The sequence below is a fragment of the Pseudomonas sp. B2021 genome (assembly GCF_018135665.1).
Classification (GTDB): domain Bacteria; phylum Pseudomonadota; class Gammaproteobacteria; order Pseudomonadales; family Pseudomonadaceae; genus Aquipseudomonas; species Aquipseudomonas lactis.
Map to the genome: position 1 here is coordinate 3,632,605 of NZ_SMOF01000001.1, position 25,574 is coordinate 3,658,178.

Here is a 25,574-nt window from a genome sequence, read left to right on the forward strand (position 1 = left end):
TTACAGGTAAACTCCCCTCCTTTTCATCTTCTCCACGGAGTTCGCCTTGCGTCTGTTTCATACCTCCGACTGGCACTTGGGCCAAAACCTCCACGGCCAGGAACGCGACTTCGAACACGCCTGTTTCCTTGAATGGCTGCTGGGCCAACTCAAGGCCCAGCGCCCGGATGTGCTGTTGATCGCCGGCGATATCTTCGACACGGTCAACCCGCCGCTCAAGGCCCAGGAGCGCCTGTATGACTTCATCATCAGCGCCCACGAACAGCAACCGACACTGACCATTGTGATGATTGCCGGCAACCATGACTCCGGCTCGCGCATCGAACTGCCGGCCCCGCTGATGCGCCGCCTGCGCACCCATGCACTGGGCCGGGTGTTATGGCTGGACGACGGGCAACTAGATGCCGACCGCCTGCTGATCCCGCTGCCCAATGCCAAAGGCAAGATCGCCGCCTGGTGCCTGGCACTGCCCTTCCTGCGCCCGGCGGAAGTCACCGGCGCACAGCTGGGCGATGATTACCTGCGCGGCATCGGCCAAGTGCATGAATGGCTGATCGCGGCCGCCAATGCCAAGCGCAACAAAGGCCAGGCGTTAATAGCCATCAGCCATGCGCACATGGCCGGTGGGTCGGTATCCGAAGACTCCGAACGCAGCCTGATCATCGGCAATGCCGAGGCACTGCCTGCCACACTGTTCGACCGAAGCGTGGCGTATGTGGCCCTCGGCCATTTGCACAAGCCGCAAAAGGTCAATGGCGAGGAGCGTATTCGCTACAGCGGCTCGCCAATCCCCCTGTCGTTCTCCGAAATCGGCTACAAGCACCAGATTCTCGACGTGACGTTCCAGGGCGAAAGGTTGGTGGGCTGCGAACCGATCCTGATTCCCCGCTCCGTCAACTTGCAACGCCTGGAAGCCGCGCCCCTGGCCGATATCCTCAAGCAACTCGGTGAACTGCCCGACATCGACCTGCTCGCCGAAACCCAGCGCCACCCTTGGCTGGAAGTGCGCGTGCGCCTCGACGAGCCGCAACCAGACCTGCGTCAACAGATCGAAACCGCGTTGCAAGGCAAGGCCGTGCGCCTGGTGCGTATCGCCGCCGAATATGCCGGCACACGCGGCAGCGCAGAGGCAGACGATGCGCAACTGATCGAACTCGACCAGCTCACGCCCCAGGAACTGTTCAGCCGCGCCTGGCAGGACAGCTACGGCAGTGAAGTGGATGAACAGACCTTGAAGGACTTCGCCGTGCTGCTCCAGGAAGTGCAACAGGAGGGCGAACAGCCATGAAGATTCTCGCCATCCGCTTGAAAAACCTCGCCTCCCTGGCGGGCCCGTTCGAAATCGACTTTACCGCCGAGCCGCTGGCCAGTGCGGGCCTGTTCGCCATCACCGGGCCAACTGGCGCGGGTAAAAGCACCCTGCTCGATGCGTTGTGCCTGGCGCTGTTTGGCGCGGTGCCGCGCCTGGGTGACACCGGCCAGGCCAAGATGCCGGATGCCGACACGGATATTTCCATCGGCGACCCGCGCACCCTGATTCGACGCGGCACCGGTGGTGGCTATGCCGAGGTGGATTTTGTCGGTGTCAGTGGCCGTCGCTACCGTGCGCGCTGGGAAGCCAACCGTGCCCGCGACAAAGCCAGCGGCAAGCTGCAGAACAGCCGGCAAAGCCTGATCGACCTGGACAGCGACCAACTGCTGGCCAGCCAGAAAACCGAGTACAAGACCCAACTGGAATTGGCCCTTGGCCTGAACTTTGAGCAGTTCACCCGTGCGGTGCTGCTGGCGCAAAGCGAGTTCAGCGCCTTCCTCAAGGCCAATGACAATGAGCGCAGCGAACTGCTGGAAAAGCTCACCGACACCGCGCTGTACACCCAGCTCGGCCGCCGTGCGTTCGACAAGGCCAAAGAGGCCAAGGACGCCCACAAACAGTTGCAAGACCAAGCCACCGGCGTGGTACCCCTGGCCCCCGAAGCCCGCGCCGAGCTGGACCAAGAGTTGGCCGAGGCCCAGCAACAGCTCAAGACCCAGCAAGCCCAGCTCAAGCAGTTGGAGTTGCAGCACACCTGGCTCAAGGAGCTGCGTGAATGGCAGGAGCGCCATCAGCATGCTGTGGAGCAACTGCAACGCGACGAGCAGACCTGGGCCAGCCAAGGCGAGCAGCGCCAGGACCTGAGCCTGCTGGAGCAGTTGGCACCGCAACGCCACCACTTCCTGCGCCAGGCAGAACTCGCCACCTTGCTGACGCCCCTGGCGGCGCAGATTGCCCAGCACCTGGAGCAACAAACCGCCCTGCACTCCCGCCAGGAACAGGCGCAGCACCAGCAAGTGGCCGCCCAGGCAGCACTGGCCGAGGCCCTGAAACACCAGGCCGACGCCGCCCCCCTGCTGCGCCAGGCCATCGAGGAGCAAAACACCCTCGCCCACGTGAGCCGCGAACTGGCCAAGCGCAACGAGGAAAAACACCAGCACGAAAGCGCCTGTACCGAAGGCCAGGCCCTGCTCGACGGCTTGCAACACACGCAGGCCCAAGTCACCGAGCGCCTGCAGCGCCTGGCCACCGAACTTGAGCATAGCGCCGCCCTCGCCCCGCTGAGTGATGCCTGGAACGCCTACCGTGACCGCCTGCAACAACTGGTGCTGATCGGCAATCGCCTCAACCAAGGCCAGGCCGAGCTGGGGCAACTCGAACAGCGCGCCAGCGCCGCCGCCGAACAGTTCACCCAACAGCGCGAAGCCCTGGATTTGCTCTACCACGAGGCCGGTGCCGAACCGCACGCGGTGGCCGAACAAATCCAATTGCTGGCCAGCCTGCTGCAAGACAATCGCAAGCAACAGCGCGCCTTCGAAGACCTGGCCCGCTTGTGGGACAGCCAGCAACAGTTGGATCAACAGGCAGGTGCGCTCACGCAAAGGCTCGCCGAGGCCGCGCAAAAACGCGAACAACTGAACCAGACCGGCCTGCAAACCAAGGCCGAACTTACCGTTGCCGAACAAACCCTGGCGGTGACCAAGCAACTGCTGGAGCGCCAACGCCTGGCCCGCAGTGCCAGCGTCGAGGAGTTACGCGAGCAGTTGCAGGATGACCAGCCCTGCCCGGTGTGCGGCAGCCACGAACACCCCTATCACCAGCCCGAGGCCCTGCTGCAAAGCCTGGGCCGCCATGATGAAAGTGAAGAGGCGGCGGCGCAGAAAGCCGTCGACAGCCTCAAGGAAAAACTCACTGAATTGCGCGGTGAAGTGGGCGGCCTGATCGCTCAGCAAAAAGAATTCCTGCAACAGCAGGAACAGTTGGCTACCCAGCAGCAGGGTTTGGCACCGAGCCTGCAAGCCCATCCACTGTGCGCCTCGCTGTTCAACCAGGACGTCGACAAGCGCAGCCCTTGGCTGGCCCAACAACTGGCCCAATTGACGCAAAGCATCAGCCAGGACGAACAACGCCAGGGCGCCCTGCTCAACCTGCAACAGAACGCCGGGCGCTTGCAGCAACAATTGCAAGCGGCCCAGGACGCCAGCCAGCAAGCCCGGCAATTGCTGGTGGACCAGCAGCGGCAGCTGGCCGGCGACCGCGAACGCCTAGAGGCGGAACTCAGCGCCTTCGCCAGCCTGTTGCCCGCCGAGACGCTGGAGGGCTTGCGCAGCGCGCCTGCGGCGACTTTCATGCAGCTCGACCAGCAGGTCAGCCAGCGCCTTGAGCAATTGGGCCATCAACGCGATGAGCAGGCCGAGCAGCAGGAGCGCCAACAGGCCATCGAGAAACAACATACCCACCAGCAGCATCGTCAGCAGCAACTCGACGCCTTGAATCTGCAAGTCGCAGAGCTGGCTGACCAGCAACACGCCGTCCAGGAAAAACTCCGTACCTTGCTAGGAGAGCACCCCAGCGCCGAACACTGGCAACAGCAACTGGAGCAAGCTGTCACGCAGTCCCGCCAGAGCGAGACCGACGCCAACGAGGAACTGCACGCTGTGCACACGGCCCTGGTACAGCTGGCCGCCGACCTCAACGCCCAGCAGCAACGCCAGCAGGCATTGGAGGCGGAACAGCAAGCCCTCGCGACACGCATCAGCGAATGGCGCGCCCTGCACCCCGAACTGGATGACCAGGGCCTGGCGCGCCTGTTGGCCTTTAATGAGGCCCAGGTCGCGCAGTTGCGTCAGCACCTGCACAGCAGCGAAAAGGCCGTGGAGCAAGCCAAGGTCCTGCTGCACGAGCGCGAACAACGCCTGGCCGAACACCGGGCCCTGCACAACGGCAACCTGGAGGCCGAGCAACTGGACGCCACCCTGGCAACGCTTAACCAGCAACTGATCGAGGGTGAGAAACACTGCGCCGAACTGCGCGCACGCCAGTCCGAAGACCAGCGTCGCCAGAACGCCAACCAGGCCCTGGCCGAACAGATCGCCAAAGCTTACGAGCAGTGGCAGCGCTGGGCCCGCCTGAATGCGCTGATCGGCTCGGCCACCGGCGATACCTTCCGCAAGATCGCTCAGGCCTACAACCTCGATTTGCTGGTGCACCACGCCAACGTGCAACTGCGCCAACTGGTGCGCCGCTACCGCCTTAAACGCGGCGGCAGCATGCTCGGGCTGTTGGTCATGGACACCGAGATGGGCGATGAACTGCGCTCGGTGCATTCCCTGTCCGGTGGCGAAACCTTCCTGGTGTCGTTGGCACTGGCGTTGGGGCTGGCGTCGATGGCGTCGAGCACCTTGAAGATCGAGTCGCTGTTTATCGACGAAGGTTTTGGCAGCCTTGATCCGGAGTCGTTGCAATTGGCGATGGACGCTCTGGATGGTTTGCAGGCCCAGGGCCGCAAGGTGGCGGTGATCTCCCACGTACAGGAAATGCATGAACGCATCCCGGTGCAGATCCAGGTGCAACGCCAGGGCAATGGCCTGAGCACGTTGGAGGTCAAGTGAGCGAAGCGCTGCTGTATTCGTTCCGGCGCTGCCCCTATGCAATGCGAGCGCGGCTGGCGCTGCGTTATTCCGGCGTTGCGGTGAGCATCGTCGAAGTCAGCCTGAAAGCCAAGCCGGCCGAGATGCTCGCGCTGTCGCCCAAGGGCACGGTGCCGGTGTTGAGCGTCGAAGGGCGAGTGATCGAAGAAAGCCTGGAGATCAAGCAGTGGGCGCTGGCCCAGCACGACCCCGAAAACTGGCGGCTACAGGGCGATCCGGCGGTGTATGCGCTGATTGAAGAAAATGACCAGGTGTTCAAACATCATTTGAATCGATACAAGTACGCCGAGCGCTACCCGGAGCAACCGATGGAACACTATCGGGCCGAGGGCGAGGTGTTCTTGCGCAAGCTGGAAGATTTGCTGGCAGACCGTGAGTATCTACTCGCCGATCACCTGAGCTTGGCAGATGCAGCGCTGGCGCCGTTTGTGCGCCAGTTTGCCCACGTGAATCGGGAGTGGTTTGCGGGCACGCCCTATCGGCGTTTGCAGGCCTGGTTACAGCGGTTTCTGGATTCACCGTTGTTTAGAGCAGTGATGGCAAAACCCTGAGGCCAATCCAATGTGGGAGCTGGCTTGCCTGCGATGGCATCGACTCGGTACATCAGCTATACCGAGTGGTCCGCATCGCAGGCAAGCCAGCTCCCACATTGGACCGTGGCTCAGTGCTGGGTCTTGTGATCCAGCGCCGCATAGAAATTGGCGCTCTGTTGCAGGTATTTCTGGGTATAGGCCGTGACATTGGATTTTTTGCCGGTGACTTCCACGCTGGCGGCGGCAGGCAATGCCACGGTGGCGGAAACAGCAGAAGCAGCAATGATCGAGAAGAGATTGAAATTCATGGCGGTAACCCTTGTGTGCGTTTGGTTGGGTGGCCTGGGAAGGCCTTGGAACCCAACTTACGCCCGAGGGTTGAACCTTAGAAATGCTTTGAAACAGTAGCCGTTATCACTGCGATTAATACAAAGGCTCAGGCCCCGCAGTGCGGGGCCTGTGGCTTATTGACGCACCAGGAACTTGAGGTCACTGGGGGCATCAATCGGCAATTTCTGCACGGTTTTACCCAGCAGGCCGGTCTTGAGGTCGCGCTCGACGACGACAATTTCATTGCTTTTCTGGTTGGCGATCAGCAGGAATTTGCCGCTAGGGTCGAGGCTGAACTCACGCGGGTGGTCGCCTTCAACAGAGCGGCGCTGGATTTCCTTGAGGTGCGCGGTGGCCGGGTCGATGCTGAATACCAGCATCTGATTGGCTGTGCCACGGTTACTCACATAAAGGAACTTGCCATCGCTGGAAGCATGCAACGCCGCGCCGGCCTTGTCGGACACCGGTTGGCCGGCGGCATAGTCGAGCAACTGGGTTTGCGTCAGCTTGCCCTCGTTGTAATCGAACACGGCCACCTGGGCGCTCATCTCAGTGGTCAGCCAGGCGTGCTTGCCGTCCGCACTGAACAGCAAGTGACGCGGGCCGCTGCCCGGGGGCAACTGCACCGACGCCGGGTTGGCCGCTGTCAATGGCAGTTCGTGATTGGCCTTGGGGTCGTAGCGGTAGGCAAACACCTTGTCCGCACCCAGGTCCTGCACGAATACGTACTTGCCGTCCGGCGACGACACCACCGAATGCACATGGTTGGACGCCTGGCGCTCCGGGTTCACACGGCTGGCCGGGTGCCCGCTCAACTGCACCGGCGCCGACAGCTTGCCACTGGCGTCCACCGGCAGGATCGCCAGGCTGCCACCCGGGTCTTCCACCACCGAATAGTTGGCCACGAACAGGTAGCGCCCATCGGCGGCCACGCTGGAATGGGTGGGCTCATTGCCCAGGCTCTGCACCTGATTGATCAGGGTCAACTGGTGGTTCTGCGGGTCGATGCTGTAGCTGCTGACACGCCCCACCGGGTCTTCCTGGCCCGGGCCGTTTTCATTGACCACGAACAACTGCTTCTGGTCTTTGGAAATCGTCAACCAGGACGGGTTGGCGGTTTTCGCCGCCAGCACTGGCTTGCCGCTGAACTGCCCGGTGCGGCTGTCGAACTGCAGGCGGTAAATACCCTCGCTGCTACCGGCGGTGTAGCTGCCCACCAGCAGTTCATGCAGATCGCTGGGCGCGGCCTGTACCGACATCGCACCGACACTGCCTGCCATCAGCAGGGGCCAGAATTTACGCATCATCATCCGCTTCGTCCTCATCGTTATTGTTGCCGGTGAAGGCGCTCATGCAGATCAAGCGGTGCTCGCCCGACTCACCGGTAAGGGTCCAGCTTTGCAGCGTCTCGTCAAATGTGGCAGCGCCCACCTGCGCCGAGCTGAAGCTCCAGCGTTTTTCGGCCCGGCCATCCATGGCAGTAATCACGAGCTTTAGTTCAGTCAACTCGAAATCAAAGGCATGCAGGCCGTCGATTTCAAGCATGTCGCTGGTTTCAAGCAGGGTGCGCAGGGGGGCGGATTCGGCAGTCATAACATCAATCGTTCAGAGGAAAGACCTCATGATAGGTCAAATGGTTGCTACGGCGTAAATCCTGACGTGACCTGCGCCGCGTTTACATGCCGCCATATATCCCTCGCCCTACTCCACCCCACGCAAAATCAAGCGCTAGCGGTAAGGGCATGCCAATGGAAATGGCTGTTTACCTATTGTTGATTTCACTCGAAAACCTGGCTCGGTAGTTTCCACTCGCCTGCTCGCATGACGCGAACAGGGTCACCTCCATGACGAGCATGACTGCAACCACAAGGAAGCTGCACGATGATTCAGGGAAACTACCCCCAGCGTTTTTTTGACCACCACCTGCCCGTTTCACTGCCAACCCCGGCTGCCGGCCAGACGGTCGATACCCATCACGAAGCCTTATCGAATGCCGCACAAGACCAACCGCTGAACCGCCCCCGGCGTGCATCCGCACCGTTGCGCACCGCAGTGACCACCGCTCCCACCGACAACTCGCCGCAGATCACCGCAACGGCGGTCGCCCAGCAGTTCGACACTCGCCCTACGTTGCGTTCAGTGGTGTCGGGCATGCTTGAGGAGGCGATCAAAAGCCTGTACCCCACTTTAGCCTTCAATCTCGCCGAAACGGCAGTGGCCGAACCCATTTCAACCGACCCACCCCAGTACCGCCTGACCCCTTTGCTGGACATCGCCCTGAAGCACCTGACCACCGACGGCGACCTCGACTTTACCGACAAACATTCACTGCCCTGCACCCTGGTCGATCACGCCACCGGGCATAGCCTCAAGCCTGCGCCCTCCTCCAACGCCTTGATGCCGGGCATTGATATGCAGGCCATTGAACTGGCTATCCGCAGCCTGCGCGCGCCCCTCAAAAAAGCGTTCGAACAGGCCATGCTCAAGCACTTCGTCGGCAGCGCTGACGCTCACGCTCCCGGTGCCAACCGTTGGCGCTGGCTGAGCGACACACTGCGGGACACCTTGACCACCGGAGCCCTGAAGCAACCTGGGCTCAGCGCTCAACAACGCGAGACCCTCGACCAGGTCGTGACGTACCCGGATCGTGCGCAGCGCCAAGCGGCCAAAGGCGATGGTGCGGCACAGGTTTTCATCCTTGATTCTGCGGTGAGCCACGCCGGTGGCAGCGCCTCGCAACTCACCCCAGACCTGCTGATCACTCGTCAGGTCGATGGCCGCACGCAGGTACTGCACGCCACTGCCGCCGGCGTGGTGACGCCGTATGACTCCTTGCAGGCGTTCGGCAAAGCCTGGGGCAAAAAAATGGGCGATGCCTTCGTTTTCGACACCCTGAACTGGAAGCGCCAGGAGCCTGCGGGGAATATTTTCGATACCCAGGCGGCGGTCATCCTCAATGCCATGGTGGAGAACGTTGCGTCCATCGAGGCGCCCACCACCGGCTCGCTTGAGGCGCTGGAGCAGGCGTTCACCCAGGCCAGCGACCCGAGCCCCTGGTTTCTCGGGGCCTATGCACCCGACGCGCGCGAGCTTGAACGTCTGCATGAACAGTTGCCCACCTGGTTCGGCTCGGCAAGCGCCGCAGAACGCGACACCTATCGACAGCACGCACTGGCCCTGGCCAGCAGCGTGCGCCGCAACAATGGCCGCACCTTCCTCGACGGCATCCCCGATATCCGCACCTACGCCGAGCAACAGCTCGACCAGCATTTAGCCGGCAAGGGTTACACGGCCAAGAATGTGGAGGTGGTGTTCAAGGTCCCGGTGGGCGATATGGGCAGCAACTACCTGGAACGGGTGAGAATGAGCCTGGTGGACATGGCCCTGGAAAATCTGTCGGGCCTGCCCAAGGGTGAGATGGAAGTCCACCTGCATGGGCAGCGGGTCAGCGATGCCAGCCTGCCAAAAATGCTCAAGGACCTGATCAACACTGTGGACATTGGCGGCCACTACCCCGAGTTGCTCAAGCGTGAACTGCTGGACGACAGCCCGGCAGCCCGTGATCGGCTGGCACGTTTCATCGAGCAGGTACCCCTGCAGCTCGCGATGCAGGCCTTGGAACTCAAGCTCAAGGGCGAAGCCGGCATCACCGCCCAGGGCCACGCGTTTATCGAAGCAATCACCCAGCCCGGCGCGGGCGGCAAAAGTGCGGCAGGCCAAGAGATTACCGTGCGCCCCCTGGCATTTGTACGCAAACCAGGAGCGACGCCGGATGTGGTCGCCAATATGTTTATCATCGAACCTTTGTCCAGCGGTAGCGGCCCACATATCCTCTATCGTCCTCAATTGAAACCGGCACTGCTGGAATTCGCCAGCCGCGACGCGCTGCTGGAGGCCATCCGCGAACCCGGTGCGCTGCAAGACAGCGTGCTGGCCTGGTTGCCGGATGACAAAGCACGGGCGGTGTACGGTAATGGCGGTTTTCACACGCCCAATATTGCGCGTTTTAGCGTATTCAATGAGTTTGACCCGCCTGCTACGCCCAAGCCGACCACCCTGGCTGTCGACGGCTATGCCGCTGCCACCACGCTACGCCAGGACCTGCTCAACGGCGACCTGGCCAAGCACTGGTTCCACTCCAATGCCAACAGCCTGGTCACCCTGGCTGAAGGCCAATCGACCTCCGATGCTGAAAGTCGTTGGGCGTCCTACAAGGAGCTCGGCTGGCTGTTGTTCAACACCCTGCTGCCGTTGATGCGCGGGCCGGGTGCGATGGCGGGCTGGTTGCTGCAACTGGTCAATGCCGAAAACGACATCAAGCGCTTGTCCACCGCCAACGATCCGGACCCGGCCGGGGCAATGGTCGATCTGCTGGTCAACCTGGGCATGACCTTGACCCATGTACCCGTCGCCGAATCCAAGCCAGCGCGCACCTTTGAGCCATTTAAGCCAGGAGCCGATGCCAGCGACCCTGCACCCCGCCCCCGCCAGAGCAACGACCCCATGCGCCCTGCGCCTGCCATCCACCAAGACCCGAGCGCACCGGTCACCCAAGGCTTCGGTGGTGACGGCACGGCCATTGATATCAGGCTGTCGAGCCCACGCGGATTAACCCCCGAGCTGCGTGCACACATCGACTCGTTCACAGTGCCCGCTCCAACAGCCCCCGACACTCCAATCGGCGAAGGCATCAGGAAGGGCCTGTATCAAGTGGATAACCGCTGGTACGCCTGCATCGACAACCATTGGTTTCGCGTCGCAACCGACCTGGACGGTCCCTACGTAATCGACGAACACAACAAGGCTCGTACGGCGCCGCCGATAGCACGCGATGCCCAGGGCAACTGGCATTTTGACGTGGCGCCCAGACTCAGGGGCGGAATGCCCAAGAGCGCAAGCCTGCAGGAAACACTCGGGAAAAGCCGGCGCGCCAAGGAGCAAGCAGAAAAGAGCTACCAACGCAGTATGTTGGAGCGCATGAAGGTTTCAGCAAAACATGACACGGCAATCGAAACGATCAAGGACAGCTTCATCGAATATCAGAACGCCCGGAAAAAGCTCAAGACCCTGCGCAATCTGGTTACCGATGACACGTCCGCCAATCGCTTCGCTGCTGCGTACGCGCAACATCGCCAGGCCACACTGATGCTCAAGAGCCGCCTGGATCAACAACTTCAAGACCTCAAGCCGCTAACCCAGGCACTCAGGGCAGCCAGCGAAAAAACGATTGAAACCATAGCCCCAAAGAAAATAGGGGGGGTCGACGACCTGTCGACGTTCAAAGAGAACCGCTCTTTGGAATACCAATACACATTGCATACGCTGATTGGGATAGAGGACTTTTACGTCAAGCTGGTCACCGACGCCCTCCAGTACGGCATCAGTGGCGCCTCGATGGCAGAGCTGGAAAATACTGCGCATTCAGGCTCTCGGGAGGCCTACGACGAACTGACCAGCGTGTTTGAAATGGCGTACCACGCCACCGACAAGTTGCTGACGTCCAGCGAGGCGATCAGATCGGTGTTCGACCAATGGAAAAACGATTCGCCCTTCGCCAGTAAACGTGCCGAGGAGTACCTGAAGACGCGCTACAACCGGTCCCCCGCCACAGGGGTGTTCATGGCCAAGATGAACCAGTTGGTGCTGCTCAAACGCCTGGCCACCGAATGGACTGCGCTGTCCCCCGACATCGCCGAGCAATTTCAGATGAAGCGGTTCTTGAACGTCGACCTGAAAGCCGAATACCTGGCGTTCAATGACCTGCGCCAGTACGAGGGCTACAGCCTGAGCGAGCGCAAAGCCACGCTGACCACCATCATCGACAAATACAAACAGGTATTGAGTGACAGCGTCACGCTACAGGAAGAGCATCCGGAACACTTTCGCCGCGATTATCACCAGCAGTTTACCGAGACACTCAAGCACTTCATCGACGATGCAGAAGCCGAGCTAGTCCAGATCGTGAAGGAAGAACAACAACTGATTGCACCCACCCCTGCACGCAAGGACCGGCAGGCCAAACCGCAGAACAAGCGTGTGTTCAAGACCGAGCATAAAGAAAGCTTGATCGGCACGCTGCGCCCTCCCGTACCCGGCCAAGCCGTGAACATTATCGACGTGGTCGACCCACAGAGCGGGCAACCGATCGCCAGCTACAGCGAACACCCTGGGGAGCGTGGCTGGGTGAAGATCGTCCAGGGCCAACCTACGGCGCCACGCCCTGTTTCATTACCCAAATCCTGGTCCAGCTACAAAAGCGAAGCGCAAAGCTTGATCGACGGCGTGACGAAGATAGAGCAGAGCATTCTTTTTCAGAAAAAGAAGCTCGACGACCCCGTGCGACGAGACACCGTCAGCCCCCGCGACTGGAACGACATGCTCGAAGCCCAGGCCAACCTGCTCATCGAAAAAGCGCAACAGGCGCAAGCCGCCCATGGCAGCAAACCGGAAACCGCCGAATGGGTGGCACGCTGGCGAGCAACGGCCGAGGACATCCTGCAAAAGGCCCGCCGCCATACCGCCGATGGCTATCTGGTACAGACGCCGACGGCGGAAAATGTCGATTACCTCTGGCGCCACGGTTTTGTCGATATCAACCTGGTACGACGCGACATCCCGACTAAAACTGGCGATGTCTTCACCGAATACGTGGTTCGCAAGAAAAACAAAATCGACGCGCTGTGGTACGCCCACTTCCACTATCCACAAAAGGGCTGGGCGCGTGATGACTACACAGCGGCGCATCTGAAGACACCGGCCCAGCGCACCAAGACCCAGAAGGACCTGATTGCCGAGGCCGGGAACAACGGGGTCGTGGAGCGCATCATCAAGGCCGGTATCACCAAGCCGCTGGATGAAAGACTGTTCTTGAAATTGTGAAACCCGGCGCCTGAGGGTCAACAAAAAGCCGCACAGTGGGCTAATGCCGTTCAGTTAAGCGTATATCGCTCCTACAAAAAGCCTTAACTGAACAGCATTAGCATGATGTGCGGCTTTTTTACCCGGTTTTAATGCGCGAACAATGAGTTGCCCTTCTGCCCCGCCAACTTCTCTGGTTTGATCAGGAACCGTGCCAGGGCCGGTAACAGCCACAGCGCGCCAAACATGTTCCACAGCAGCATGAAGGTCAGCATCAGGCCCATGTCGGCCTGGAACTTGATGGCCGAGAAGATCCAGGTGCACACGCCGATGGCCAGGCACAGGCCGGTGAACAGCACGGCTTTACCGGTGGATTTCAACGTCTGGTAATACGCCTCTTGCAACGGCAGGCCGGCGCGCAGGAAGCTTTCCAGGCGGCTGTAGATGTAGATGCCGTAGTCCACGCCAATCCCCACGCCCAGGGCCACCACCGGCAAGGTCGCAACCTTGACGCCAATGCCCATGAACGCCATCAGCGCGTTACCCAGTACCGAGGTCAGCACCAGCGGCAGCACGATGCACAGGGTCGCCGCCCAGGAGCGGAAGGTGATCATGCACATGGTCGCCACACACAGGTACACCAGGATCAAGATGATCAGTTCCGATTCCTTGATCACCTCGTTGGTGGCCGCTTCGATCCCGGCATTACCAGCGGCGAGGATGAACTCCAGGCCCTCCTTGTTGTTTTCCTTGGCAAAGTCCTGCACCGCATGCACAGCGCGGTCGAGGGTTTCGGCCTTGTGGTCGTTGAGGAACACCAGCACTGGCGCCAGGGAGCAATTGTTGTTGTACAAGCCATCGGCACGGGCGATGGAGTTGTTCAGCACATCCGGGTTGCGCGACAGGGTTTCCCATTTCAGGTTGCCCTCGTTCATGCCCTTGATCATTTGCTTGGACACGGTCACCAACGAGATCGCCGACTGCACGCCCTCGGTGTTCTGCATCTTCCACATCAACTGGTCGATGGGCGCCATGGCTTCATAGCGCGAGCAGCCTTCGGCCTTGGTCTTGACCATCACCACCAACACGTCGGAGCTGGTGGAGTAATTGCTGATGATGAAATTGTTGTCTTTGTTGTAACGCGAATCCGGGCGCAGTTCCGGTGCGCCTTGGTCCAGGTCACCGATCTTCAGGTTCTGGCTGTACCAGAGGCCGCCACCAAAGGCGATCAAGGCCAGGAACACAGAAACCGGCGCGACTTTCGGGCTTGCGAATTTGGACAGCAGGCGCCAGAAGCTATGTTCGCGGTTCGCGTCTTTCTTGCTCTTGGCGATGGCGCGCTTGCTGATGCCTACATAGGAAATCGCGACCGGCAGCAGGATCAGGTTGGTGAACACGATCACTGCCACACCGATGGACGCGCCGATAGCCAGTTCGCGGATCACGCCAATGTCGATGATCAGCAGCGTAATAAAGCCCACCGCGTCGGCCAGAATGGCGATCATCCCCGGCAGGAACAGTTGCCGGAAGGTGCGCCGTGCGGCGGTCAGGGCGTTGTCTGCCTCGCTGGATTGCAGGGCAATGCCGTTGATCTTCTGCACGCCATGGGAAATGCCGATGGCGAAGATCAGGAACGGCACCAGCATTGAATACGGGTCCAGCCCGAAACCGAAGAAGTGCATCAACCCGAGTTGCCAGACCACCGCCACCAATGTCGTGCTCAATACCGCAATAGTGCTGCGCAGGCAGTTGGTGAACCACAGCAGCAGAATCAGGGTGATGACAAACGCAACGCCGAAGAACAGCACCACCATCACCAGGCCGTCGATCAGGTCGCCAACCTTTTTGGCAAAGCCGACAATATGAATCTTGACGTTGGGGTTCTGGGTTTCGAACTTGTCGCGGATCTTGTCTTCGAGTTCATGGGAGAACTTGCGGTAGTCCAGGGCCAGCAACTTGCCCTGGTCTTGCGGGTCCGGGTAGGACTCCAACAGCGGGATATCAACGATGCTCGACTTGAAGTCATTGGCCACCAGCCGCCCGACCTGGCCGGACTTGAGCACGTTATTGCGCAACTGGTCGAGGCTCTGGGGCGAACCGTTGTAGCTCTGCGGGATGACCTCCCCGCCGGCAAACCCTTCTTCGGTCACTTCGGTCCAGCGCACGCTGGGGCTCCACAGCGACTTGAGGCCCGAGCGGTCCACACCGGAGATGTAGAACACCTCGTCGTGGATCTGGCGCAGGGTCTCCATGTATTCCTGGGTGAAGATATCTCCGTCCTTGGCCTCCACCGAAATACGCACGGTGTTGCCCAGGTTGGCCAAATCGTTGCGGTGCTCCATCATTTTTTCGATGAAGGGGTGCTTGAGGGGGATCATCTTTTCAAAGCTGGTGGACGGGCGAATCAAGGTCGCCTGCCAGAACAGGAAGAGGCTCACCAGCAGGCAGATGACGATCACCGCCGGGCGATTGTTGAAAATCAGACGCTCAAGAAAGGTCGCTTTATCGTTGTGATGACTGCTCATTGAATCCCCGCCTTCTTATTATTTTGAGAGCTCTGCGCCGGCCGATGTGGCAACCCGCACGCCACCCTGCCCCGCGAGGATCAAATTACCATTGCCTGCCGCCGTGACCGCCGAGAGTGAAATACGGTCCGGGCGATTGAACACACTGAAGGTCTGGCCATCGTCATGGCTGACCACGACGCTGCCGCCGTTGCCGACCACAACGATGGAGCCGTCCTCCAGCAAGGTCGCACCCGACAGGCCAAACTCCAACGCACCACGTGCCGCGTTCAATTGGACCTGTTCCCAAGTGCTGCCGAAATCGGTTGAGCGGTAGAGGTTGCCGCGCAAACCATACGCCAGCAGGGTCTGTGGCTGTGCGGTGCTGATCACGCCAAACAGTGAACCCTCGTAGGGGCCTTCGAGTTTTTCCCAGGTCTGGCCGTCATCGCTGGAGCGAAACATGCTGCCTTGCTCACCGACGATAAACAGGCCGGCGTCCTTGATCTGGGCGATGGCGTTGAGGTGGTACTGGTCTTCGTTGTCCAGGCGATCGCTGACATCGTTCCAGGTTTTGCCGGCGTCGGTGGTCTCGATCAACGCACCGTAGGCGCCCACGGCCAGGCCGTGGTTGGCGTCGTTGAACCACACATCGAGCAATGGCGCTTCGCGTTTGAGGTCTTGATATTGCTGGGTCCACGTGGCGCCGCCATCGGTACTGGCAAGAATCTGCGCATCATGGCCGACGGCCCAGCCGTGCTGGTCATCGACGAAAAATACCGCCGTGAGCAGTTGCCGGGTGGGCACTTTGGCTTGGGCCCAAGTGGCGCCCTGATCATCGGAATAGAGGATATGCCCACGATCACCGACGGCCACCAGGCGCTTGCCTGCGTGAACCACGTCGATCATCAAGCCTTTGGCGGCCTTGGGGGACTCAATCGCAAAGACTGCGGCGGCGGGGCTATCGCTGGCGGCCAGTACCGGCGTCGACAATACGCTGCCAGCAAGCAGCGAGAGCGCTGTGGCCAGCAGCGCAACCCTGCGTGCGGCGCGTGGGCGGCAAACAACCCAACCCATGACAGGCTCACTCATAGACCTTTCTCCCATTTATTATTGTTAGGTCGTCTTCTCTTTCAGGGCCTTGAAACCTGCAATCTAGAGCGCCTGGAGGAAGCAGGAGCCATCCTATCGGGCTTTGGAATCGTCTGACAATCGGCGCTACGTTATCTTTTGTTAACTGGCGGCTTTTGGCCATGTGCTGAATATAGCTGCATCAGCTGAAATGATGGCCCCACGTGATCGTTCCCATGCTCCGCGTGGGAATGCACCCCTGACGCTCTGCGTCCTCACCGCGCAAACAGCGGGGCGCAGAGCGCCCCGGGCGGCATTCCCACGCGGAGCGTGGGAACGATCAGGGAGAATGAATTTTTATTCCATCTATTGAATTTAGTGAATTTTTATTCCATTAATGGCGTTCCTGAAAACAATAATCCAAAGGACCACGACGATGCGTGAACTCGGAATCGGCTTGATCGGCACAGGCTTCATGGGCCGCGCCCACGCGCTGGCGTTCAACAACGCTCGGGCGGTATTTGAACTGCCCGTGCAGCTCAAGCTGGCCGCCCTGGCCGATGCCGACACCGAACGCGCCCAGCGTTGCGCCAGCGCCTGGGGGTTTGCCCAGGCCCATGGCGACTGGCAAGCGTTGATCAATGACCCCAAGGTCGATGTCGTGGCTATCACCACCCCCAACCACTTGCATTACCCCATGGCCATGGCCGCGATTGCGGCGGGTAAAGCGGTGTATTGCGAGAAACCCCTGGCCGTCAGCCTTGAACAAGCCGACGCCATGCGCCGCGCCGCCCATACCGCCGGAGTGGTAACGCGGGTGGGTTACAACTACCAGCACAACCCGATGATCGTGCTGGCGCAGCAGATGATTGCCAAAGGCGAGCTGGGCCAGATCATCAGTTTCCAGGGTGAGTTCAGCGAAGACTTCATGGCCGACCCGGCCTCCCCTTGGTCGTGGCGCTGCGAAGTGGAGCACGCCGGCGGCGCCCTGGCTGATCTGGGCAGCCATTTGCTGTCGATGGCCCGCTATCTGGTGGGCGATGTGACTCATGTCTGTGCCGATACCCAGACCGTGCACAACCAGCGCCCCGCCACCGCCGGCAGCCCGACCTCAAAAACCATTGCCGTGGATGACCAAGTGCACGCCCTGTTGCGTTTCGCCAACGGCGCCCGTGGCACGGTGAGCAGCAGTTGGCTCAAGCACGGCTACAAGAACCATCTGAGCTTTGAGATCAGCGGCACCCAAGGCACCCTGGCGTTTGACCAGGAACGCTTGAATGAACTGCGTCTGTGCCGCATCGGCCAGGACGGTTTCCAGCGTCTGCTGGCAGGCCCTGCCCTGCCCGGTTATGCGGCGTTCAGCCCGGCGGCGGGGCATCAGCTGGGTTACAACGAATTGAAGACGTTGGAAGTGCACGAGTTGATCATGGCGCTGGCCGGCCAAGGGGCGCAGGGCACAGACTTTGAGGCGGCGTGGGAGGTGGAGCGGTTGGCGACGGCGATTCGAGTTGCGGCTCAGGAAGAACGCTGGGTCAGGGTCGGCAAACTTTAACGCAAGCCGGTCCGTCCCGGTCAGCCGGATAAACGCCGCCCTCGCCTCCAGTGTGGGCATGCACTGTCCTTGCCACTCATAAGGACGCTCGCGAGGAAGGCTTGACAGCCTTCCCTCAAGGCTGGAGCAAATCGACGCATTCACACTTCAACCAGTAAACTTTCCCAACTTTAATCAGCCATCCCCCACCTGAAACAAACAAAACCTCATACAGCACCGTACAAACAACTCTCACCTCAAATACGCCTATTACTTACCATCACACATCGAAATAAATACCCTCTGGCCTTATATAAATAAATAAGCCACCTTATTTCACCACAAGAATTCAAGCACTTCTTAAAACCCAACCCAACGCAAACAATCCGAGACATATTCATGTCAGCCATTACAAATTATCATCCCTCGTACGTAAAACCTCAAACTTACCCGCTCTCGGCCGACGCCCCAACAGCCGATCCACTTGCACCTTCGTTATCGGACAAGGTTGCACGAGACCTTACTCGCGACAATTTGAAATTAAAAGATAAAAATGGCGACGGCAAACTAACAGTTTCATATAAATTTTTAGACCAGGGCGCAGGTGAGTTCAGCCAGGCCAGAAAGAAAGCGTTCAAGAGCGCCATCAAGGCTTGGGAAGACGTGGTCAAAGTCAAGTTCACCGAAAACGCCAAGGAGGCTGATGCGTTTTTTGTACTTCATGCCAATCCGGGCGTTGGTGGATATGCCGTCATGCCAAATGACCAAGGAACTGCAAGCATTGGCATCGGCGTCGGCGATAAGAACTCGCCCCTGCACTCTGCCATGATCCATGAGCTTGGTCATAGTTTGGGATTAGACCATCCAACCGGAGATTACCCAGAAAACAACCATACTCATACTGCCATGAGTTACAGTAACAAATGGTGGCTACCCACAGACAATCCTAGGCTTCGTATTTCGGACTATAACTTGACTCCAGCAATGCACGACATCGCAGGCATTCATCGCTTATACGAACCCAATTATGAAACCCGAAAAGATAATACAACCTACGGCTTTAACTCCAACACTGAGCGCGATCATTATACGTTGACCTCCGCCGACGACCTGACCAACTTTTGTGTCTGGGACAACGGCGGCGAAGACACGTTGGACTTTTCCGGCTTCAAGCAGAACCAAAAGATAAACCTGGCCGCCGAGACACTCTCGGATGTGGGCGGCCGCGTGGGCAACGTGTCCATCGCCAAGGGCGTTGTGATGGAGAACGCCATCGGTGGCTCAGGGCATGACGTACTGATCGGCAATCACGTCAATAACAGACTAACCGGCGGAGCCGGTCGCGACACACTGATAGGCGGCGGTGGTGCTGATACCTTTGTTTATAACAAAGCCAGCGACTCCACCCCTGGGAATCCGGACATACTTGAAGACTTTACCAGCGGCGTCGACAAGATCGACCTGTCCAGGGTGCTCAACGACGCCGGCATTGAAAAGCCGGAGCTGGTTAGCGTACTCACCGGTCGCAAAGGCGAGCTGACGCTCAGCTACGATGAAAATGCCAAGATGCACAAACTGGTTCTGAATGTGAGCGGCAAACCCGACTCTGCACTACTGATTCTGAGCAAAGGACCTATAGCGCTGGACGACATCCTGACCCACGCGGATTCAAAGCCCGAGCCTGGGCCCGAGCCAGAACCTGAGCCAGCCCCCAAACCCAGGCCTGAACCAGAACCGAAGCCCAGGCCCAAGCGTGAACCCAAGCCCAAGCCAGAACCAGAGCCCAGGCCCACCCCAGTATCATGCCCCCGACCCGACACGCGCGACACGGTCTATGGTTTCAATGCAAATACCGGACGCCCCAGTACAACCCTCACCTCTGCCTGCGACAAACCTTATTTCAGCGTGGACGACAGAAAAGGCAACGACACCGTGGACTTCTCTGGTTTCTATCAAGACCAACAGATTGATCTGACACCCGGTACTCGCTCCAGCGTAGGTGGGCTACGCGACAATGTGTTTATTACGCAAACAACCGTCATCGAAAACGCCATAGGTGGCAAGGGTAACGACCGTATCAGCGGAAATAGCGCCGATAACATCCTGATCGGTGGTGCAGGCGCGGACCATCTGACCGGCAATGGAGGCTTTAATACCTTCAGCTACCATTTTGCCTGCGATTCTCCACGCAACAACGCGGACACCCTCTTGGACTTCACCACGGGCAAAGACAAGATTGATTTGAGAAAAATGAGCGAAAATGCCCAAGTCAAACTCAACTATGTCAACCAGTACCGCAACCAGCCCGGCGACACGATCATCGTGCACAACCCGTTCACCGGCAGGTACTTCCTGGGCGTTGACCTGACGGGCGATGGCAAGACCGATTTTCTGATCAAGAGTACCCGCCCCATCAGCAACGAAGACGTGATCGGACTGAACATCCAGGATGACGGTTACCTGTAAGGGTGCTCACAGGCTAAACAGCCTCAACGCAACGCCCTGCGTAGCACTTTACCGACGGTGGTCTTGGGCAATTCCGTGGTGCGAAACTCAACATATTTAGGCAGCTTGTACCCCGTCAGGTACTCCCGGCAGTGCGCAAGAATCTGCTCCTGAGTCAGGTGCGGGTCCTTGCGCACGACGATGATCTTGACCTTCTCCCCAGTCACCGCATCTTCCACCCCAATGGCCGCCACTTCGGCAATCCCAGGGTGCATCGCCACCACGTCCTCGATTTCATTGGGGTACACATTGAAACCCGAGACCAGAATCATGTCCTTCTTTCGATCCACCAGGCGGATATACCCACGTGCGTCCATCACGCCGATATCCCCGGTCGACAGCCAGCCCTCGGCGTCCAGCACCTCGGCGGTTTCTTTTGGCCGTTGCCAGTAGCCCTGCATCACTTGCGGGCCGCGAACTTGCAACTCGCCCTGCTCACCAATGTCCGCCAGTACGCCGTCTTCGCGTACGAAGCGCACCCAGGTCGAGGGCAACGGCACGCCAATGCTGCCGGTGAATTCCATCTCACGCATGCGTGAAATATCAATGGGGCTGATGCTCACCACGGGCGAGCACTCGGTCAGCCCGTAGCCTTCGATGATCGGCAGCCCGGTGACTTCCTTCCAGCGCTTGGCCACCGCGGTGTGGGTGGCCATGCCGCCAGCAATCACCAGGCGCAGGTCGGAAAAGTCCCGTGCACAGAACTCCTTGTTTTCCAGCAAGCCGTTGAACAACGTGTTCACCCCGGCAATGCCATTGAAGCGCTCCTTGCGCAGGATCATCTGCACACGCTTCACGTCCCGGGGGTTGGCGATGAGGATATTGCGTCCGCCCAGGCACATGAACATCAGGCAGTTCACCGTCAGGGAAAAGATGTGGTACAGCGGCAGCAAGGTCACATTGGTTTCCTGCTTGTGCAGGTTTAACTGGTCACCGACCCAGGCCTTGGCTTGCAGCAGGTTGGCAATGATGTTGCGGTGGCTGAGCATTACGCCCTTGGCATCGCCGGTGGTGCCACCGGTGTATTGCAGGAAGGCCAGTTCATCGCGGTGCAGGCTGACCGGTAAATGGTGCATGGCCCTGCCCTGTTTGAGCACCTGGTTGAAGCGCAGCGCGCCGGGCAGCCTGAAGGCCGGTACCTGCTTCTGCACGCTGCGCAGGATGAAGTTCATTGCCGCGCCCTTGAAGGTGCCCAGCAAGTCGCCAATGGCCGCGACCACCACACGCTTGACGCTGCTGCCGACCATGGCTTTTTCCAGGGTATGCGCGAAATTTTCGAAAATCACCACGGTTTCGGCGCCACTGTCCTTGAGCAGGTGCTTGAGCTCGTGGGCGGTATACAACGGGTTGACGTTGACCACCACCGCCCCGGCCAGGATCGTGCCCAGCAGGCAGATCGGGTACTGCAAGCAGTTGGGCATCATCAGGGCCACGCGATCGCCCTTCTTCACGCCCTGGTCCTGCAGCCAGGCGGCAAAGGCAATGCCCTGAGTGCGCCAATCGGCGTAGGTCATTTCGGTGCCGATGCTGACATAGGCCACCCGCTCACGAAATTTTTCCAGGTGCTCCAGGAACACTTCGCGCAGCGACGGGTAGTCCTCGATCCCAGCATCAATGTCCGCTGGCACGCCTGGCAAGTAAGTGTTCAACCAGATGCGTTCGGTGTGTTCCAGGCTGATAGCGTTCATGGCAGTGTCCTTATTGTTGTTTTTGATAGCGCTACTTTTCGACGATGGCGGTGATGCCCAACCCACCTGCCGCACAGATCGAGATCAGACCACGACCGCCACCGCGTTCGTGGATGGCCTTGGCCAGCGCCGCCAATTGCCGGCCACCGGTGGCCGCAAAGGGATGGCCGCAGCCCAGTGAGCCGCCGTTGACGTTCATCTTGGCGCGGTCGATGCTGCCCAGAGGGACATCAAGGCCGAGTCGTTCGCGGCAATATTGCGGGTCTTCCCACGCCTTGAGCGTGCACAGCACCTGGGCGGCAAACGCTTCGTGGATCTCGAAGAAATCGAAGTCGGCAAAACTCAAGCCTTCACGCGCAAGCATGCGCGGCACGGCGTAAGCCGGTGCCATCAGCAGGCCCTCGGTGCCGTCGACAAAACTCACCGCAGCCGTTTCGCCGGTGCGCAAGTAGGCCAACACCGGCCAGCCATTGGCGGCGGCCCATTCTTCACTGGCGAGCAGCACTACCGAGGCGCCATCGGTCAGCGGGGTTGAGTTGCCAGCGGTGAGCGTGCCGTTCTGGCGGTCGAAGGCCGGCGACAAGCCTGCGAGCTTTTCCAGACTGATATCGGCGCGCAGGTTGTTGTCCCGAGCCAAGCCGCGATAGGGGCTGATCAGGTCGTCGAAGAAGCCGCGTTCATAAGCCGCATCCAGGCGCTGGTGGCTGGTGAGGGTCAGTTCGTCCTGGGCCAGGCGTTTGATCTGCCAGCGCTTGGCCATTTCTTCGCAGTGCTCGCCCATGGACAGCCCGGTGCGCGGCTCGCCATTGCGCGGCAGCAGTGGCTTGAACAGCATCGATGGGCGTACTTTCAGCAACGCCTTGAGCTTGTCACCCATGCTTTTGGCGCGATTGGCCGCAAGCAAGGTATGGCGCAAGGATTCGTTGATGCCAATGGGCGCGTCGGACGTGGTGTCGGCGCCACCGGCGATGCCCACTTCAATCTGGCCTAGGGCAATTTTATTCGCCACCAGCAACGCAGCTTCAAGCCCGGTGCCACAGGCTTGTTGCACATCATAGGCAGGGGTTTGCGGGGACAACGTGGTGGACAACAGCGCCTCGCGAGCCAGGTTGAAATCCCGCGAGTGCTTGATCACCGCCCCGGCGGCAAACTCGCCCAGGCGTTGGCCGTGCAGGTTGTAGCGCTCCACCAACCCTTGCAGGGCGGCGACCAACAGATCCTGGTTACTGTCGTGGGCATACACCGTGTTGGAGCGCGCAAATGGAATACGGTTGCCGCCGATAATCGCCACGCGGCGGGTCGGGGCTGGGGTAAAACTGTAGTCACTCATTGCTGGCTCTCTTTGCAAATGAATAGCCCGCGCATATGGGGCTTGTCCCCGGCGAAATTGCGCACTTCGAACTCGCGCCGTGGGCCGCTCACGGGGTGGCCCCACAGGGCAACCTGGCCGGGCAGGAAGATCGGCAATTTGAAGTCGCAATGGGCCTCGGCCTGGTCCAGCCCGCCGGGTGGCTGTTGCGCTGCCAATGCGCGGCCCAGGGTCCACATGCCATGAGCGATGGCGCGACGAAAGCCGAAGAGTTTGGCACCGATGATTGAGGTGTGAATGGGGTTGAAATCCCCCGAGACCTTGGCAAAGCGTCGCCCCAGGTCGGCGGGCAGCACCCAGCGTTGGGTGCGTAACAGGTCGTGTTCCTGCAACGGCAGCGGGTCGCTCCAGGGTTCACCCACCGGGTTGCTGACATCACGGCGCAAATACAGGCTGTCGCTTTCCCACACCAGGGTTTCCCTGCTGTAGGCGCGGGTGGCGATGCTCAGCGCCTGCCCCTTCGGATGGGCCACCCAGCGCTCGCAATACACCTCCAGGCGCAGCGCCTGGCCCTCGTGCAGGCGCTGGTGCTGACGAATGCGATTGGCCAGGTGCACCATGCCACTGGCCGGGTACGGAAAGCTCGGCCGAGTCAGCAACAGGAGGTGCAGGGGGAACGCCAGCACATGGGGATAGGACAATGGCACGCCCTGCTCGCGACGAAAGCCACACGCCCGTGCGTATGCGGCGATACCGGGCGGCGAAAGTTCCACCGCGCTGCGTACCAGGCGCGCTGTGGGCAATGGCGGCGCACCGTCGGGCTTGGGTTTGCGCAAGGCGCGCAGGCCGTCGAGCAACAACTGCGTGCGCGATGGCGGTGGGTCGATAATCTGCGTCACGTAGTCCATCGGTCAGGCTCCCAACAGGCTTTGGCCGCACACCCGCACCACCTGGCCATTAACCCCGCCCGACGCCGGATGGGCCAGCCAGGCAATGGTCTCGGCCACGTCGATGGGTTGCCCGCCCTGGGACAACGAATTCATGCGCCGCCCCGCTTCGCGGATCATCAGCGGGATCTTCGCGGTCATCTGGGTCTCGATAAAGCCGGGGGCCACCGCGTTCACCGTGACCTGCCGGGCTGCCGCACGCGGTGCCAGGCCCTGTACCAGGCCGATCACCCCGGCCTTGGACGTGGCGTAGTTGCTCTGCCCCAGGTTGCCGGCTATGCCGGAAATCGACGACACGCACACAATGCGCCCGCCGGGGTTCAAGCCCTGGCTGTCGAGGAGGGCCTCACTGAGCTGCAACGGGGCTTCGAGATTGACCGCCAGGACACTGCGCCAGGCGACCTCGGTCATTTTGGCGATGGTCTTGTCGCGGGTGATCCCGGCGTTGTGCACCACCACATCAAAAGCGCCATATTGGCTGACATGGGTTTGCAACAGCGCGGCGGTGTCAGCGGCGGTGATATCCAGGGGCAGCGCCGAACCGCCCACGCTGGTCGCCGCCTGCTGCAGGGCTTGCTGCGCCTGGGGCACGTCCACGCACACCACATGGGCACCGTCGCGCGCCAGCACCTGGGCAATCGCCAGGCCTATGCCACGGGAGGCGCCGGTGACCAGGGCACGTTTGCCGGCAAAGGGTTTGTCCCAGTTGATGGCGGCATGGCCATCGACCGGTTTTTCCAGGCGCACCACCTGCCCCGAGACATAGGCGGAACGGCGCGACAGGAAAAACCCTAGGCTGCTGTCCAGCGCGTCTTCCGCACCCGGCGCCACGTACAGCAATTGCACGGTGATCGCGCGGCGCAGCTCCTTGGCCAGCGAACGCACCAATCCTTCAAGAGCGCGTTGGGCGATGGCCTGGGGCAAGTCGTGGCAATGTTCGGGCGCGGTGCCGAGCACCACCACCCGGCCATGCTGGCCGAGGCGCTTGGCATTGCTGTGAAAGAACAGGTAGAGCTCGTCCAACTGTTGCAGGTCGGTCACGCCGCTGGCGTCGAACACCGCGCCTTGCACCTTGACCGTGGACGGTGCCTTGAGCGTCGCCGGGGTCGCGGCGACGGTGTCGGTGGCGCTGAAGATGCGCTGCACCGAAGCCAGCAGGCGCCCTGCCCCGGCGATGATCACAGGGTTAGCCAGGCCGGCCTGGCCGCTGCGATGCCGTTGCAGCGCCAAGGGTTGCGGCAAGCCAACGGCCTGGGCCAGGCGCCGGCCCCAGGGGGAATTGACGAACGAAAGGTAGCTGTCACTCATGGTAAGCACTCACTCACAACACATACGT

15 protein-coding genes are annotated in these 25,574 nt (G+C 60.3%); 6 read left to right on the forward strand and 9 right to left on the reverse strand.

Going from position 1 to position 25,574, the window contains the following annotated elements; genetic code table 11:
• The first annotated feature begins 46 nt into the window (after positions 1-46).
• From E1K68_RS16120 to E1K68_RS16130, 3 genes are read left to right on the forward strand one after another with little or no spacing between them, the layout of a single operon-like run.
• Positions 47-1,288, forward strand: coding sequence for an exonuclease SbcCD subunit D C-terminal domain-containing protein (locus E1K68_RS16120; protein ID WP_034135427.1), 1,242 nt, complete (start codon positions 47-49; stop codon positions 1,286-1,288).
• The gene (locus E1K68_RS16125) at positions 1,285-4,923 is read left to right on the forward strand and encodes an AAA family ATPase (protein ID WP_212614389.1); all 3,639 of its coding nucleotides are present in this window, start codon (positions 1,285-1,287) and stop codon (positions 4,921-4,923) included. Before E1K68_RS16120 ends, E1K68_RS16125 begins: the two co-directional genes overlap by 4 nt.
• Entirely contained in the window at positions 4,920-5,513 is a 594-nt protein-coding gene (locus tag E1K68_RS16130) for a glutathione S-transferase (protein ID WP_212614390.1), read from the forward strand. Before E1K68_RS16125 ends, E1K68_RS16130 begins: the two co-directional genes overlap by 4 nt.
• Positions 5,514-5,623: 110 nt before the next feature.
• On the opposite strand, the gene E1K68_RS16135 is transcribed toward E1K68_RS16130, so the two are convergent.
• The 3 genes from E1K68_RS16135 to E1K68_RS16145 form a co-directional block, all read right to left on the reverse strand.
• Positions 5,624-5,803, reverse strand: coding sequence for a hypothetical protein (locus E1K68_RS16135; RefSeq protein WP_003190784.1), 180 nt, complete (start codon positions 5,801-5,803; stop codon positions 5,624-5,626).
• 156 nt (positions 5,804-5,959) lie between these two features.
• Entirely contained in the window at positions 5,960-7,135 is a 1,176-nt protein-coding gene (locus E1K68_RS16140) for a lactonase family protein (protein ID WP_212614391.1), read from the reverse strand.
• On the reverse strand, positions 7,122-7,418 hold the full coding sequence (locus tag E1K68_RS16145) for a DUF5629 family protein (protein ID WP_003190781.1): 297 nt from the start codon (positions 7,416-7,418) through the stop codon (positions 7,122-7,124). Before E1K68_RS16145 ends, E1K68_RS16140 begins: the two co-directional genes overlap by 14 nt.
• A 288-nt stretch (positions 7,419-7,706) precedes the next feature.
• Here E1K68_RS16145 and E1K68_RS16150 point away from each other — a divergent pair, with 288 nt between their 5' ends.
• A complete protein-coding gene (locus tag E1K68_RS16150; RefSeq protein WP_212614392.1) occupies positions 7,707-12,704 on the forward strand; it encodes a DUF6543 domain-containing protein in 4,998 nt (1,665 codons plus the stop codon).
• Positions 12,705-12,832: 128 nt separating this feature from the next.
• Here E1K68_RS16150 and E1K68_RS16155 read toward each other — a convergent pair whose 3' ends face one another.
• A complete protein-coding gene (locus E1K68_RS16155) occupies positions 12,833-15,208 on the reverse strand; it encodes an RND family transporter (protein ID WP_003190777.1) in 2,376 nt (791 codons plus the stop codon).
• A gap of 18 nt (positions 15,209-15,226) precedes the next feature.
• Positions 15,227-16,264, reverse strand: a complete 1,038-nt coding sequence (locus E1K68_RS16160) for a YCF48-related protein (RefSeq protein WP_094774618.1) — start codon at positions 16,262-16,264, stop codon at positions 15,227-15,229.
• Between the two features lie 430 nt (positions 16,265-16,694).
• On the opposite strand from E1K68_RS16160, the gene E1K68_RS16165 reads away from it, so the two are divergent.
• Entirely contained in the window at positions 16,695-17,810 is a 1,116-nt protein-coding gene (locus tag E1K68_RS16165) for a Gfo/Idh/MocA family oxidoreductase (protein WP_212614393.1), read from the forward strand.
• 378 nt (positions 17,811-18,188) lie between these two features.
• On the forward strand, positions 18,189-20,255 hold the full coding sequence (locus E1K68_RS16170; protein WP_212614394.1) for a M10 family metallopeptidase C-terminal domain-containing protein: 2,067 nt from the start codon (positions 18,189-18,191) through the stop codon (positions 20,253-20,255).
• A gap of 23 nt (positions 20,256-20,278) precedes the next feature.
• Here E1K68_RS16170 and E1K68_RS16175 read toward each other — a convergent pair whose 3' ends face one another.
• Genes E1K68_RS16175 through E1K68_RS16190 form a run of 4 tightly spaced genes read right to left on the reverse strand, consistent with a single transcriptional unit; the run spans position 20,279 to position 25,546 of the window.
• Positions 20,279-21,982 carry an AMP-binding protein gene (locus tag E1K68_RS16175; protein WP_057709864.1) on the reverse strand — a complete coding sequence of 568 codons (1,704 nt, stop codon included), beginning with the start codon at positions 21,980-21,982 and terminating at the stop codon, positions 20,279-20,281.
• A 31-nt stretch (positions 21,983-22,013) separates the two neighbouring features.
• Positions 22,014-23,312, reverse strand: a complete 1,299-nt coding sequence (locus tag E1K68_RS16180) for an acetyl-CoA C-acetyltransferase (RefSeq protein ID WP_212614395.1) — start codon at positions 23,310-23,312, stop codon at positions 22,014-22,016.
• Positions 23,309-24,199 (reverse strand): MaoC/PaaZ C-terminal domain-containing protein, encoded by an 891-nt coding sequence (locus E1K68_RS16185; RefSeq protein WP_212614396.1) that lies wholly within the window; start codon positions 24,197-24,199, stop codon positions 23,309-23,311. Before E1K68_RS16185 ends, E1K68_RS16180 begins: the two co-directional genes overlap by 4 nt.
• 3 nt (positions 24,200-24,202) lie before the next feature.
• Positions 24,203-25,546 carry a 3-oxoacyl-ACP reductase gene (locus E1K68_RS16190; RefSeq protein WP_003190767.1) on the reverse strand — a complete coding sequence of 448 codons (1,344 nt, stop codon included), beginning with the start codon at positions 25,544-25,546 and terminating at the stop codon, positions 24,203-24,205.
• Positions 25,547-25,574 lie beyond the last annotated feature (28 nt).